The 14,890-nt window shown below is 51.0% G+C and carries 13 protein-coding genes; 11 read left to right on the top strand and 2 right to left on the bottom strand.

The genetic code is table 11. The features are described from left to right. The first annotated feature begins 103 nt into the window (after window positions 1-103). The 4 genes from AC3WT9_RS09045 to AC3WT9_RS09030 are packed head-to-tail and all read left to right on the top strand — an operon-like array spanning window position 104 to window position 2,182. Window positions 104-649 carry an AAA family ATPase gene (locus tag AC3WT9_RS09045; RefSeq protein WP_341092268.1) on the top strand — a complete coding sequence of 182 codons (546 nt, stop codon included), beginning with the start codon at window positions 104-106 and terminating at the stop codon, window positions 647-649. A gap of 31 nt (window positions 650-680) precedes the next feature. Further along, window positions 681-1,166 (top strand): hypothetical protein, encoded by a 486-nt coding sequence (locus tag AC3WT9_RS09040; RefSeq protein ID WP_341092269.1) that lies wholly within the window; start codon window positions 681-683, stop codon window positions 1,164-1,166. Window positions 1,167-1,169: 3 nt separating this feature from the next. Beyond that, window positions 1,170-1,718: a histidine phosphatase family protein gene (locus AC3WT9_RS09035; RefSeq protein ID WP_341378271.1), complete on the top strand. Its 549-nt coding sequence runs from the start codon at window positions 1,170-1,172 to the stop codon at window positions 1,716-1,718. A 20-nt stretch (window positions 1,719-1,738) separates the two neighbouring features. Beyond that, complete coding sequence (locus AC3WT9_RS09030; RefSeq protein ID WP_341378272.1) at window positions 1,739-2,182, top strand: GNAT family N-acetyltransferase; 444 nt, start codon at window positions 1,739-1,741, stop codon at window positions 2,180-2,182. A gap of 68 nt (window positions 2,183-2,250) precedes the next feature. Here the strand turns inward: AC3WT9_RS09030 and AC3WT9_RS09025 are convergent, their stop codons facing one another. Further along, entirely contained in the window at window positions 2,251-2,475 is a 225-nt protein-coding gene (locus AC3WT9_RS09025) for a DUF2651 family protein (RefSeq protein WP_341378273.1), read from the bottom strand. Window positions 2,476-2,623: 148 nt separating this feature from the next. Between AC3WT9_RS09025 and AC3WT9_RS09020 the strand changes: the two genes are divergently transcribed. After that, on the top strand, window positions 2,624-3,118 hold the full coding sequence (locus AC3WT9_RS09020) for a DinB family protein (protein WP_341092275.1): 495 nt from the start codon (window positions 2,624-2,626) through the stop codon (window positions 3,116-3,118). An 80-nt stretch (window positions 3,119-3,198) separates the two neighbouring features. Here the strand turns inward: AC3WT9_RS09020 and AC3WT9_RS09015 are convergent, their stop codons facing one another. After that, entirely contained in the window at window positions 3,199-4,875 is a 1,677-nt protein-coding gene (locus AC3WT9_RS09015; RefSeq protein WP_341378274.1) for an ABC transporter substrate-binding protein, read from the bottom strand. Between the two features lie 113 nt (window positions 4,876-4,988). Between AC3WT9_RS09015 and AC3WT9_RS09010 the strand changes: the two genes are divergently transcribed. The 6 genes from AC3WT9_RS09010 (at window position 4,989) to cysK (ending at window position 14,875) form a co-directional block, all read left to right on the top strand. Continuing rightward, entirely contained in the window at window positions 4,989-6,488 is a 1,500-nt protein-coding gene (locus AC3WT9_RS09010) for a DUF4153 domain-containing protein (protein ID WP_341378275.1), read from the top strand. 89 nt (window positions 6,489-6,577) lie between these two features. Continuing rightward, window positions 6,578-7,276 (top strand): Crp/Fnr family transcriptional regulator, encoded by a 699-nt coding sequence (locus tag AC3WT9_RS09005; RefSeq protein WP_341092279.1) that lies wholly within the window; start codon window positions 6,578-6,580, stop codon window positions 7,274-7,276. Window positions 7,277-7,296: 20 nt separating this feature from the next. After that, window positions 7,297-8,058, top strand: a complete 762-nt coding sequence (locus AC3WT9_RS09000) for a GNAT family N-acetyltransferase (protein WP_341378277.1) — start codon at window positions 7,297-7,299, stop codon at window positions 8,056-8,058. A 165-nt stretch (window positions 8,059-8,223) separates the two neighbouring features. After that, a complete protein-coding gene (locus AC3WT9_RS08995; RefSeq protein WP_341092283.1) occupies window positions 8,224-8,703 on the top strand; it encodes a DinB family protein in 480 nt (159 codons plus the stop codon). Between the two features lie 1,115 nt (window positions 8,704-9,818). After that, the gene (locus AC3WT9_RS08990; RefSeq protein ID WP_341378278.1) at window positions 9,819-13,670 is read left to right on the top strand and encodes a galactose-binding domain-containing protein; all 3,852 of its coding nucleotides are present in this window, start codon (window positions 9,819-9,821) and stop codon (window positions 13,668-13,670) included. A 284-nt stretch (window positions 13,671-13,954) separates the two neighbouring features. Continuing rightward, the gene (gene cysK, locus AC3WT9_RS08985; protein ID WP_341092286.1) at window positions 13,955-14,875 is read left to right on the top strand and encodes a cysteine synthase A; all 921 of its coding nucleotides are present in this window, start codon (window positions 13,955-13,957) and stop codon (window positions 14,873-14,875) included. The last annotated feature ends 15 nt before the right edge of the window (window positions 14,876-14,890 follow it).

The raw sequence follows: 14,890 nt of genomic DNA, 5'->3' as shown, positions 1-14,890 counted from the left end.
CGTCCGCTTCAATATTTGCCGCCGGGGAGTGAAATGTGCCGCTGTATCTTTTATGTGAAAAATTATACAATTATAAATAATCATTACATGTTCAGGAGGAGCCATGTTTAGCAGGATACATATTATGGGGGCTTCCGGATCCGGCACAACCACGCTCGGTCAGGCGCTGGCAGAGAAGCTGCCGCATGTGCATCTGGATAGCGATGACTATTTCTGGGAGCACAAATTCACGAAGCAGAGTGACAAAACGCAGAGGCTGGCTGCAATCCAGCGGGACTTGGAACATGCCGGACCATGGATACTTTCCGGAGCTGTTTGTGGCTGGGGAGATGAACTTCGCGCTTATTTTGACCTGGTAATCTTTCTGTGGATTCCACCGGAGCTCCGGCTGGAGCGCTTAAAGGCAAGAGAATACGAGCGGTACGGGAAGGAAAGCCTGCCGGGTGGGAGCAAATTTACAGATGTGCAGGTTTTTTTGGAATGGGCTGCTTTATATGATACGGCAGGTGTGGAGGTCAGGAGCAGAACACTGCATGAGGAATGGATGTCTGAGCTGGGCTGTCCGGTACTGCGGTTGACAGGAGAAATGTCGGTAGATGAACGTGTGGAGGCTGTGCTGAGCTATTTGTCCAGTCCATATAAAAGTTAAAAGTTGAATGTAATCATGGGGAGTGTATAAGATGTACAACCGGAGGATTGCTTGTTGTCTTAGTGTGGTTCTGGCTGCTGTGGTGTTTGCCGGCTGCGGTGTCAACCAGAAACAGAAGGATGTGTATGGAAACAACAAGGAGATCGTGCAGAGCGGAGACAGCCTTACATATAAGGATCGAAAAGGTGAAGTGACTGCACAGGATGCCGAGCTTACGTTTACCGGCTTCTATGGATCGGATACTTTGTGGAGCATTGAGGCAACGGAGGAAGGCAAGCTTGACATCGAGTTTGAGCAGGATATCACCAAAGGTAAGTTTAAAGTCATACTCATAACTCCTGAAGAGGAAACCGTAGTCATTGCCGAAGGCAGCGCTGAAGGTTCGATGGAACTGCCGCTTATCAAAGGAAACAGCCGGATTAAAATTGTCGGAAACAAAGGCAAGGGCAATGCGAACCTTCATCTGACAGCTGGAAAAGGAATTGAAGTCGATACCGTTGATTCAGGCGGGTGGTAGACGGTGAAATTCGGATTGGTCAGACATTTCAAAGTAGAGCCTCCGCCGCTGCAGGGCTGGGTGAACGGCCGTCAGTTCAATGAATGGGTGAGATTGTATGATGCAGCGGATATCCGGACCGGGAAGTGGAAGCAGCCTTCAGAACGGTGGGATCATTGCCTGTGCAGCGATCTGCCCAGAGCGGTGGATACTGCCCGCAGCATCTACTCAGGCAGCATTACATTCACGGAGCAGCTGAGAGAAATTAGAGTGGCTGCGGTTAGTGAATCAGGTCCCAGGCTGCCGGTACCCTTGTGGTTGGCTCTAGGACGTCTGTCTTGGATATTCGGTCACCGCTCCCAGCCAGAGAGCAGGCGGACAACCAGTCAGCGCGTGAAAGCGGCTGTCGATCTCCTGGAGTCAGTACCGCAGCGCTCTGGTGTGCTGATCGTCACACACGGCGCTTTTATGAAGCAGCTGGAGCGGGAACTGCGGCGCAGATCCTATCAAGGAAAGCGGATGGGACATCCGCGAAATGGGCAGCTTTATACATATGAGAAGATAGAAAATTAAATGAAAGCGGGATGCACAAAATGGTCACCATACAGGAAATTGAAGCGGATGCTCTTGAGGCATTAAATGAGCTGTACAGTGAATTGATAGGCCATCGAACAGATCAAGTGAAGCTGGCAGAAGCTTTTAACAGGATAAAGGCAGACAGCCGGTACATCTTGCTCGGGGCGTACGTGGACGGGGAGCTGCTCGGCTCCTTGATGGGGATCGAATGCCAGGATCTCGTCGGAGACTGCCGGCCGTTTATGGTGATCGAGAATGTAGTCGTATCCTCCCGTGCGAGACGCCAGGGTCTGGGCAAAAAGCTTATGACTGCCATTGAGCAAGCCGCCCACGGGAGAAACTGCTATTACATTATCCTCGTCTCCGGTGAGCAGCGTAAGGAAGCGCATGTCTTCTATGAGTCAATGGGCTACCGGGATGAGAAGGTAGAAGGGTACCGCAAGCATCTAAGCTCACATTAACATGAGGGAGGAGGGCCGTGTGGGCATTTTTTGAATTTATCTTTGATGGATACTCACGTTTGCTGATTTCACCTTTTTGGCTTCATCATTAACCCTACGATGACTGATAATATTGCATAAACTAACGCCCAAATGAAAAAGGACTCATTGAAGACGGTAAAAGTTAGTACTGTGAAAACAATAAAAGTTAATAACGGCATTACGAACCATCTTCTAATCAACATAAAACCAACAATTGAAGTGACTATAACGATTATAGGACAGATTACAAAAACCAAAAGCAACGGATTCACTCCTCTTTATAAAATATTCTATAATTATATACTTTTTCCTGGAAGAAGCTGTATGACAAGTGTAATTATTTTTTCCATGCCATGCCGGTTCTGCTATATGTTAAACTGTCTGCAAGTGTGATGAAATTAACACTAATGGAGGGGTTGGATGGAGACGTTTTTCCGTTATAACTGGATGGTTCGCGAGCAGTGGTACAAGTGGTGTGAGGAAATACCGGAAGAGGAACTGCTGAAGCCACGTATAGGCGGCGTTGGCGGAATATTGAAGACGTTGTTTCATATTGCCGATGTAGAGTGGAGCTGGATCATGGTGATGGGGGGCAAGCCGGATTTTCAGGAGGATTTTGCCCTATACAGCAGCCTGCAAAAGGTACGGGAGCTGGATGCAAAGCTTCGTCCCGGGGTGGAAGACTTTGTGCTGGCCTGGCATGAAGGTCTGGAGCGTAATGTTTTTGTAGACGAGCGCAGTGACGGATCGGTGGTTACTGATGCCTGGGGCGAAATTATGCGCCATGTTATCGCTCATGAAATTCACCATATCGGGCAGCTCTCCGTCTGGGCCAGAGAGCTCGGGAAGCAGCCGCCTTCCGCCAATGTGATCGGCAAAGGGCTAGCGGACAGCCTGCCGGGCCGACAGAATTGAACTTTAACTCCTGTGGAGGTCTGGTCCGCTCGTCGTCCCTTCGGCCACTGGAATGAGCAGGCTAACTGTCCTTAGAGGCTCTACAGCTCCGGCGGGAACCATAGATGGCGCAGGTCGACCCAGCCCTGGCTGTTGAAGGTTACACCGCGCACGGAGGGAAGGTAAGCCGTTTCGGTGGGCTTTTCGTACAGGATATGCAGCTGATGATCGCGGATCAGGCTGTCTTCGATAATCTTGAAGCCTTCGGCTCTGGCCTGGAAATGAGGCTCGCGGGAAATGAGGCTCAGCCGGCCTTCGATATCGGCCCGGGTACGCGGCTCGATATGCTGCGCGAGCGTCAGATACAGGTCGAACAGCCGGAGCTGTTCATCCTGATCACGGAGCAGGGAGAAAACAATCAGGTCGGCTTGCAGGCGGACCGGGCCTTTGAATTCCTCCGGGGAGACGGTCAGTACCGTGCAGGCATAACCCTGGCGCTTCAGCCTTGCGGCAATGAATTCGGCATCACCGGAATATTGCGGGATCGTGGCAATTTGCAGCGCTGCCGGATGAGGCTCGTGCTGCTGTGGTCCATGCGTCTCCACATCCGCGTTTAAACAGGATACAATGTCTGCCCGAAGAAGGGGGTCGCTTAGCGGTCCCTTTTTTTTCGTATTGAAGGTCATAAATTTCCGTACGGAGGACTCGGAATGAATCCGGCTCCAGGCCGAAGGGTCAGAGACAGAAGGATTCGTAACAATGTGGAAGCCGGTGCTTGTCTCCGGAGAAGAATTACTTATCCCCCACGGTACATAGAGAATTTCTACCCGGTCCAGATGAGCGCGGCCCTGAAAATAATACGGGAATACCTCCAGTACGCAGGAATCCTCATGCATCTCCGCTACCTTGAACGGTCCGGTGCCTGCCGGTCTGCGCCCAAAGCTGCTCTCATCCTGGTTTTCCAGATCTCTTGGAACGACAGCTGCCCGGCTTGTGCACAGGAAAGGCAGGAAGAGCTCATTGGGTTTCTTGAGCAGAAATCGCACCGTGGTAACGTTCAGGGCGTTCACTTCCTGAATCTCTTTAAAAATAGAGTTGTACAGCATCCGGTGCGACGAAGTCATCATCCGTTTGAAGGAATAGACAACATCTTCAGCAGCCAGTACCTTCCCATGATGGAAGAAGACATCCTTGCGCAGATGGAATGTCCAGCTGGTGCGGCTGTCATCTACATCCCAGGCATGGGCGAGCCCGGGAAGGATGTCGTCCCGCTCGCCGCCGCGTCCTACCAGCCCGTCGAACACATGGCTGGACACGAAGGACTCCGCCAATAAATTCATGTACAGCGGATCAAAGGTATGGAGCTGCTGGTTGACCGGCAGCCGTAAGCTGTCAATCCGTTTGTCGCTGCGGATCTCGGAGTGATGGCCGAAGTAGGACATCAGCCAGCCCTGCAGGGAATCCTGCAGCGAGGAGGAACGGGCGTGTCCGCGGATGCCCTCCATGGCGCTGCGGATATCTCTGCTGCTGATCGCCTGCTTCATGGATTGCAGGGCGATAGACTCGGAATCCGTGAGAAATTTCAGGGAGGACCGGCGGCCCCGCCCCCGGCTGGGCGTCCAGACAATCCAGCCCTGCTCCGACATTTTATTGATAACATGCAATGCATTGCGGTGGGTGCAGCCCAGAGTTAAAGCTAGTTCATCAAGGGTGACCATGATTTCCGCCGCTCCCCCATGATGGGAGTGCAGCTTCAGAAATTGGCTGTGCAGTTTCATTGTCGGCTGTTCCTTTCTTAAAATAGGAAATATAAACTCATTTCTTTCTCTTTTTCTTCTTATTTTATCAGCTAAAATTGGGATAAGAAAGCAAGAAAATGGGGGGATTTACCATGGAGGATGAAAATGCGGTTACAGCAATGCGGCCGCTTTACGCATTAATTGCTGCATTTCTGCTGGCTGACGTGCATCAATATCTGTTCTACGGCCAGATGGCAGGCGTTTCTGTACCGATTTTTGTATGCCTGCTCTATATCTTTATGCTCTATGTTGCCAAGGATAGGTTGCGTAAGAACACGTGGTTCAGCTATGTTTGGCTGGGAGCCATATTTCTGCTCTCCTTGACGTACGCACTGTTTGCAAACTGGTTTTTCTTCGGGCTAAATTTCCTGGTGATTCCGGCGCTGATTTTCTTACATATGACCTATATGCTAAGCTATCGTGTTCCGTCCTGGAGCCGGTTAGCACTGATTGGGGCTGCGGCCGAGCACTTTTTTGCCCAGAGCCTGCGGCATTGGCCAACAGTGTTTAAGATTATCCAAAAAGCAGGAGGCAGGAATCTGCAAGGGGAGCGCAAGCAGATGCTGGTCAAAGTGCTGATTGGACTGCTCATCTCCTGCCCGCTGCTGCTGATTGTAATCTCACTGCTCTCTTCAGCCGACGGTGTATTTCATAAGATACTGGCGGACGTACCGGCGCTGCTGGAGCGGATTTCATTCAGTGACGGCTTAGGCCGTATCTTATGGATCATCCTGCTCGGAATGGGACTATTCGGTTTTGCCCAAGGGTTCGCCGATCCTAAACACTATGACTGGAGCGTGCCGCCGCTGGACGGCGAGCCGGTCCTTGAACCCTTCACCTTTTCCATTGATCCGGTAATTGTCACTACGATCCTTGTGTCGATCAATACCGTGTATGTGTTGTTTGTAAGCGTGCAGTTTTCATATTTGTTTGGTGCATGGGATGGGGTTTTGCCGGAAGGCAGCACGTATGCTGACTATGCCCGGAGCGGATTTTTCGAGCTGATTCTGGTTACAGCCATCAACTTTGCGATTTTGCTCTTGTCGCTGCTGTCTGTAGGGGAAGTGAAGAAAACGCTGAAAAAGATCATTAACGTCCTGCTCTATACCTTGGTCCTGTGCTCCATGGTTATGTTGTATTCTGCCTACTCCCGTCTGGCACTGTATGAGGAAGCCTACGGCTACACCTATATCCGCTTTCTCGTGCACGCCTTTATGATCTTTCTCGGTTTGCTGCTGGTCATTGCGGCGGTGCGGATTAGCCGGGTGAACTTCCCGCTGGCCAAATGTTATATTGTGCTTGGTCTGCTTGCGTACGTGCTGATGAATTATATTGGGATGGACGGGATCATTGCCGGCAGAAATATGGAACGGTATGAAGCCAGCGGCAAGCTGGATGCTGCCTATTTGAGCGGACTGTCCTGGGGTGCGGTCCCGAAGCTGATTGAATTCAGTAAGAAAGAGGATGGGCTGCTGGATCAGAACCTGCGTGACAAGTGGCAGAGCAACACAATTGCTGAACAAGAATGGCCGTCCTTCAATATATCCAAATACCGGGCGCAGCAGGCCCTGGAGCAATATTTCGCGGAATAGACGCTTTATTTTGAAATCGGGGACGGGTTATACTCTACTATATATTGTGGTACATTGAAGCCAGCATGAGGTCAAGGAGGAAGCACGGAATGAACACAATATTGGATCTTGAGGCTGTCCGTACACTGGCCGGGAAGAACGGGCTGGAAGAGATGTTCAGCACTGAGGTCATTGAAAGAATGGAGCTGCGGCGGTACGGCGACGGGGAGGCGGTCTGCTCGGTCGGAGACCGGCTGGAGAGCATGTTCATCCTGGTCCAAGGGAAGCTCAAAATTCACACGCTGCTCCCCAACGGAAAATCGATGCTGGTGCGGTTTGCCAGACCGATGTCCGTGATTGGGGACGTGGAGCTGCTGCGGCAGTATCCGGTTAAAAATGAGGTGGAGTCTGTTGGCGACAGCCTGCTGCTGGTGGCCGGAAGAAAGCTGCTGCTGAAAGAGATGGAAGAGAACACGGCGTTGCTGCGTTTTCTGGTCGGAGAGCTAAGTCATAAGCTGTACACGCTCGGCCAGACCTCCGCGCTGAATCTGCTCTACCCGGTGGAGAACCGGTTTGCCAGCTATCTGATGTCTATGTTCGCGGACAGCGTCGGCGGGCATCGTGTGGAGGAGCTCCGCACGGCAAGTCTTACGGAGACGGCGGATTTGCTCGGAACGAGCTACCGCCATCTGAACCGGATTGTGCGGCGGTTCATTGAGGATGGCATCATTGAACGCAAACAGGGCCGTTTGAGTGTAATGGATGAAGCTAAGCTGGCCCGGCTTGCGAACGGGAATTTATATGAATAAACGGGATTGGAGAGAGCGGAATGGCATTGGAATGGATTCAGTTAGATGAACAAGGCCTATCCACAACGGGCTGCTATTGTCTGCGGAGTATGCCTAAAACTGCGGGCTACCGGAATCAGGCGGAATGGGCAGCCGGGCAGCTGAAAGAAGGGTTGCAGTATGTGCTGGTGAAGGAAGGCGCGAGGTCCGTTGGTTTCATCGAGTATATGCCTGGGGAACAGGCCTGGAGAGTGCTTCATGCCGAGGGTTATCTCGTGATTCAGTGCCTCTGGGCCGGATTAACAGGCCAAGGGCTGGGCTCGGCGCTGATCGATAGATGTATTCAGGATGCCCGGGTCCAGGGCAAGCATGGTGTAGCTGTTATTACGAATGCAGATACTTCCTGGGCGCCCGGGCCGGAAATTTTCAGCAGGAACGGATTTGTGGCCGTGGATGCCGCACCGTATGGTTTTGAGCTTTATACATATCAGCTCGACAATGCTCCTGCACCCTATTTCCCCCGGGATTGGGATGCCCGGCTTGCGCGGTATGATGATGGACTGACGATTCTGCGGAGCGATCAATGTCCTTATATTGAGGTGGCAACGGCAAATGTGCTGGAAGCGGCAGCTGCGCTGAATATAAAGGCCGAAGTCATTCATATGGACAGCCGCGAAAAGATGATGGAGCTGTCGCCGACTCCATATGGCGTTTTTAATGTGATCTATAACGGAGAACTGATTTCCTATCACAGGCTTACGCCGCGTTCCTTTGCACAGAAGCTGAGAAGTGTGAAAGGGTGAGGCGGGAGACAGCTTTTTTGTTTAATGTATACAGTTAAGGGCCGTCATTTCCATGTTTAGGATGGAGAGGCGGTCTTTATTGAAGAATGTTTTCTAAAATTTGTTGTTTTACAAAAATTAGATTGGTATAATTTACCTGATCATAGAAGCAAAGGGGGAACTTTCTTGAATGCAACTGATTTAATCATCTTAAATTTTGAAGAAGTTAGGCGTAGAAGTATAAAAGTATGGAATGCTATACCCGATGAAATGTTAAATTGGAAACCTGATGAACACGCCCTTACTTGTGGTGAAATCATTAGACATTTATTACAAGGTGAATTTCTTTTTCATCAAGTTCTTATAGGGCGAGGTGGTAAAGCACTCTCTAATCTGTTTAATCCCTTTGAAGCAAAGAAATTCATATCCGTAGACGATGAACTTGAATTTGCACAGCCATATCGTGAAGAATTCCTGAAGTACATACAGGCAATTAATATCAACGACTTAGAAACTATAGAAATAGACCTTTATGATGAAGGCGGTTATATTAGAACGCTTGGAGATATGTTATTACGCATTGCTTACCACGAAGCTGTTCACACTGGTCAGCTGTTAGATTATATGAGAACCATGGGAGTTGACCGCCCTAAGATATGGGATTGATCATTTAGAACAATTTAACCTTATATTCCTCTTTGAAACGGATACCATTCTACAAAGGACGGCATCCGTTTCTTTGTTATGCGGCTGAATCCCGACATCCAATTCACCTCCGCACTTTAAGCGAACATTCAGTTCAAACTCAGGTCAGCTTAAGGCTGGGGAGATAGGATAAGGGCAGAGGAAATGTTTAAAGATACATAGGAAGAGGCGGTTCCGAGCTGCTGGTTACATAACAGATTTAGTGTGGTTGTATCAGCAAAGAATACATACGGATATGGAGGAAACACCTATGTTTACAAAAATTCGCGCAAAATACTACTTGGCTTCGCAGTGGCATTCTCGTTTTCATCGCCGCCTCTTCAGCAAATCTTTACCTTCATTTCAGTTGGTTTTAAGCTTCAGGCGGTATATTCAACACATGACCCCCTTACAATAGACCTTGACCCTGCCGGATGACGGCGGGGTCACTTTTTTTAAAGGCTGCTATATATGAATGGAGAGTTTATTCCAGTATCAGGGTAATTTAGAGTAGGTGTGTTTTGGGCATAAGCTTGGATCTTTACTCCACCCGTTTTGGCAAAGTCTGCGGGCTGTCACCAGCTGCATTGGCCTTGTTAGACTGTTCGGCGCTGGAGATTATTAATTCCACAATTGACGGGCTGATGCTTACCAAAAATTCGGTTCCAGAATTAGATGAACTTGTTATAGATTCTGATCATCTGAATCTTCCGAGAAAGATTTATTTTGGCCGGGTAGAAAAGAATAACAATTAATGTGAACGTAATATTACACATACTACGCATAGAAACGGCCATTGGTTAAAATCTAGTTATATCTTATATTATTACCATAATTAGTTAGTTAATAGTCAGTCTCCGAGTTCGGTCAGTGTATCTTGCGATTGCGGCTAGTAGTTCTGCATGTTTACGCAAGGAATAGATCGTGCTTTTTGTTGTGGATGTACAGCATTGGGAGACGCTGCAGCTGGCTAATTGAAATTGGATTATTGCGGGCAGGAGGGTAGCCTTTGAATCAAGGAGGTGAAGGGGGAAACAAGTTGTTTATGCATACGCTTTCTTTAACATGATCCATAACATTATGGAAGGTGGTTGTGTATGTTAACAGGAAACAAGGCATCTGCCAGGAAAACATTCCTCATCTATGGTTTGATTGTTGCGTTGTTTGTAGGGCAATTGGCGCTGTTTCCGGCTGTAAGCTCTGCGGCAGCCAATCTGGTGCAGGGCAAAACAATTACCGCAAGCTCGGTCGGCGACGTTTATGTGGCGGCGAATGCCAATGACGGCAATCAAGGGACGTATTGGGAAAGTGCAAGCAATGCTTTTCCGCAATGGTTAAAGATAGATTTGGGCACAAGTAGCAGTGTGAACCAGGTGGTACTGAAGCTGCCTGCTGCCTGGGAGGCAAGAACGCAAACGTTAGCTGTTCAAGGCAGCACGAATGATTCTGCGTACAGCAACCTTGCGGCATCGGCGAGCTATACGTTTAATCCGTCAAGCGGGTCCAACACGGTAACCATTAATTTTACCGCAGCAAACGCCAGATACATCAAATTAAACTTTACCGCAAATACGGGCTGGCAGGCAGCACAGGTATCCGAGATTGAGGTCTATGGGACGAACATAACGCCAACCGGCACTTATGAAGCGGAAGCTGCCGCATTATCCGGTGGAGCCAAGACAAACACCGACCATGCCGGCTATACAGGCTCGGCATTTGTGGACGGATATCTCGTACAAGGTGCAACCACAGCCTTTACGGTTACTGCTGCCACTGCAGGCAGCTACAATGTTTCGCTTAGGTATGCCAACGCTTCAGGCAGCACCAGAACATTAAGTGTCTATGTGAACGGAACAAAGGTTAAGCAGACCTCGTTTCCCAATCTGGCGAACTGGGACACTTGGTCCACACAAGATGAAATATTAACTTTGGCTGCCGGCAACAACACGATTTCCTATAAATACGATTCCGGAGATACCGGCAATGTTAATATGGATCATCTGGTTCTTACTCCGGCGGCCACACCTACGGCGACACCAACAACCGTACCAACACCAACAACCACACCGACAGCAATCCCAACAGCAACACCCTCACCAACGCCTACAGCCACACCAACGGTTTCACCTACAGCTACCCCAAGCACAGGTCCAGGATCGAATCTGGCCATCGGCAAAACCATTAATGCTTCCTCATCCATATTTACGTTTGTTCCTGGCCATGCGAATGACGGCGATGTCACCACTTACTGGGAGGGCGGGGCTGCCAGCTATCCGAATACGCTGACGGTCAATCTTGGGGCCAATGCCAGCATTACTTCTGTTGTCGTGAAGCTGAATCCGGCGGCGGCCTGGGCAACCCGTACCCAAACAATTGAGGTATTGGGACACAATCAGGTAACCTCCACCTTTACAAGTCTCGTTCCGGATACCCTGTATACCTTTAATCCGGCCAGCGGCAATTCAGTGACCATTCCGGTTACGGCAACGGCCAGTGAGCTTCAACTGAAGTTCACCAGCAACTCCGGTTCAAATGCCGGCCAGGTTGCAGAATTTCAAATTACAGGCACGCCGGCAGCGAATCCTGATCTGACGGTGACGGCAATGTCCTGGAGCCCTTCTGCTCCGGTGGAAACGGATGCCATCACCTTAACCGCAGCCGTCAAAAATGCCGGAACCGCAGCATCCACAGCGACAAATGTCAGCTTTTATCTGGGCACGACCAAGGTAGGGACGGCTCCGGTAGGGGAACTTGCCGCAGGAGCCTCAGCCAATGTCTCGCTTAACATAGGTGCCCAAGATGCGGCCACCTTTGCACTGAGCGCCAAGGTGGATGAGAGCAACACTGTTATTGAACTGAACGAAGGCAATAACAGCTACATCCATCCGTCTTCTCTTACTGTTGCACCTGCATCAAGCTCCGATCTGCTCGGTTCCCCGGTAAGCTGGACCCCGGGAAATCCGGCCGGAGGCAATACCGTAACCTTCTCGGTTGCCATCAAAAACCAAGGGACAGCAGCTTCCGCCGGCGGTGCACATAACATAACGCTGACAGTGACCGATGCCACCACCAATACCGTGGTCAAAACCTTAACCGGGTCCTACAACGGAGTAATCGCCAGCGGTGCCACAACGGCTCCGGTCACTTTGGGCACATGGACTGCTGCGAACGGCAAGTACACGGTGAAGAGTGAAATTGCCGTGGATACCAATGAGCTTCCGGTGAAACAGGCCAACAATATTCAGACCCAGCCGCTGTTTGTCGGCCGCGGGGCGAACATGCCTTACGACATGTATGAGGCCGAGGATGGTGTTGTCGGCGGCGGAGCTGTTAAGCTTGCCCCGAACCGCACCATCGGCGATCTGGCCGGTGAAGCTTCGGGCCGGAGGGCGGTAACACTGAACACGACCGGCAGCTATGTGGAATTTACCACAAAGGCCAGTACCAATACGCTGGTTACCCGGTTCTCCATTCCGGATTCGGCCAGCGGTGACGGAACCAATGCCACACTGAACATTTACGTCAATGGAGTGTTCAACAAGGCGATCAGCCTGACCTCCAAGTATGCCTGGTTGTACGGCCCGGAAACTAATCCCGGCAACTCCCCGGGCTCCGGTTCCCCGCGCCATATCTATGATGAAGCGAACATTATGTTCGACAGCACCATTCCGGAAGGAAGCACGATCAGGCTGCAAAAGGATGCGGCAAACACCTCGAAGTATGCCATCGACTTTATCAGTCTGGAGCAGGTGTCTCCAATAGCCAATCCGGACCCGGCTAAATATGCGGTTCCTGCCGGATTCAGCCATCAGGATGTGCAGAATGCGCTGGATAAAGTCCGTATGGATAACACCGGCAACCTTGAGGGGGTATATCTGCCTGCCGGAGCTTACGAAACCTCAAGCAAGTTTCAGGTCTACGGCAAAGCCGTGAAGATCGTCGGTGCAGGACCGTGGTACACCCGGTTTTATGCTCCAGTCAGCCAGTCCAATACGGATGTCGGATTCAGAGCCACCGATTCCGCCAATGGATCGACCTTCTCTGGCTTCGCTTATTTCGGCAATTATACTTCGCGGATCGACGGACCCGGTAAAGTGTTCGATTTCTCCAATGTGTCGAACATTACGATTGATAACATCTGGACCGAGCATCAAGTATGCATGTTCTGGGGTGCGAATACCGACTACATGGTGATCAAAAACTCGCGTATCCGCAATACCTTTGCCGACGGCATTAATATGACAAACGGCAGCACCAATAATCTCGTATCCAACAATGAAGCGCGGGCCACCGGAGATGACAGCTTTGCACTGTTCTCGGCGATTGATTCCGGCGGTTCGGACATGAAGGACAATGTCTATGAGAATCTGACCTCGATCCTGACCTGGCGTGCAGCCGGTGTCGCGGTCTATGGCGGTTATGCCAATACCTTCCGCAACATTTATATTGCCGACACGTTATGCTATTCCGGGATTACCATCAGCTCACTCGACTTCGGGTATCCGATGAACGGATTTGGCGCTTCACCGACGACGAACCTCCAGAATATTTCGATTGTCCGTGCAGGCGGACACTTCTGGGGCAGCCAGACCTTCCCGGCCATCTGGGTATTCTCGGCATCGAAGGTGTTCCAGGGCATCCGGGTCAATGATGTGGACATTATCGATCCGACTTACCACGGCATTATGTTTCAGACCAACTATGTGGGCTCTTCACCGCAGTTCCCTGTCGCGGATACAATCTTCTCCAATATTACGGTTTCCGGTGCGCAGAAGAGCGGGGACGCATTTGACGCCAAGTCGGGAGTGGGCATTTGGGCCAATGAATCGGCGGAAGCCGGTCAAGGCCCGGCAATGGGTTCGGTAGTCTTCAACAACTTGAAGATTACCAATACAGTCACTCCTATTAAAAATAATACGTCCACCTTTACGATCAACGTTAATCCTTAGACAGCCAGCTGAACAGACCCATAGAAACGGAGTGCTGCTGCTTTCATTAGCGGTGCCGTTTCGCTAGCAGGGCCGCCTCCCGCCGACACAAGGGGGCGGCCTTTTGCCGCAGAATAAAGAAGCGGCATGAGCAGCCACGATTCCCGGCAATCGACAAGAGCCGGGCCATAGCCTACAATGGGTGTTACAAAGTATAAGAAGTAAAGCCCATGCTTCCGATGCCAGTTTTATTTGAAGAGATAGTCACGGATGCAGCGCTCACAAAACTGTTAGGAGGGTTTGCCATGACACCCCTTGTAGTCAATAATATTACGGAACTGATCGGCGATACGCCGGCCCTGCGGTTGAACCGCCTGACCGGACCGGATGATGCGGAAGTGTATGTGAAGCTGGAAATGTTCAACCCCAGCGGCAGCGTGAAAGACCGGGCCGCATATAATCTGATCCGGCAAGCTGAGCTTGGCGGCTTGCTGAAACCCGGCGGAACCATTATCGAGCCGACTAGCGGAAATACCGGCATCGGGCTGGCGATGAACGCAGCGGCAAAGGGGTATAAGGCGATTCTCATCATGCCGGATAATATGACGAAGGAACGGATTAATATCCTGAAGGCATATGGTGCTGAAGTGGTACTGACTCCGGCGGCGGAGCGGATGCCGGGCGCAATTGCCAAGGCGCTGGAGCTTGGCGCAGAAATCGCGGACAGCTTCATTCCCCAGCAGTTTGAGAATAAAGCCAATCCGGACATCCACCGCACGACAACGGCACCGGAAATTGTGGCCCAGATGGACGGCAGGCTCGATGTGTTCGTCGCCACTTCCGGAACCGGAGGCACGATTACCGGAACCGGCGAGGTGCTGCGCCGGGAGCTGCCCGGCATCAAGATCGTTGTGGTGGAGCCGCAAGGCTCACCGGTGCTTTCGGGCGGCATGCCCGGCCCGCATAAGCTGGTCGGAACCAGCCCGGGATTTGTCCCCGCTATCCTGAACACGGATGTATATGATGAAATCGTCCAAGTGTCCGACGAGGATGCACTGGAAACAGTGAGAGCGCTGGCCAGCACGGAGGGGATATTGATTGGCCCTTCCGGCGGAGCGGCGGTGTGGACGGCATTGCAGGAAGCGCGGCATCTGGGGAGCGGCAAGCGTGTCCTCTGTATCGCTCCGGATACCGGTGAGCGTTACCTGAGCATGGGGATATTCTAATACTTCACTGGGGGA

The sequence above is a fragment of the Paenibacillus sp. EB106-06-01-XG199 genome (assembly GCF_058791575.1).
Note: the sequence above shows the minus strand (reverse complement) of the source record. Positions and strands in the feature narration are given on the sequence as shown.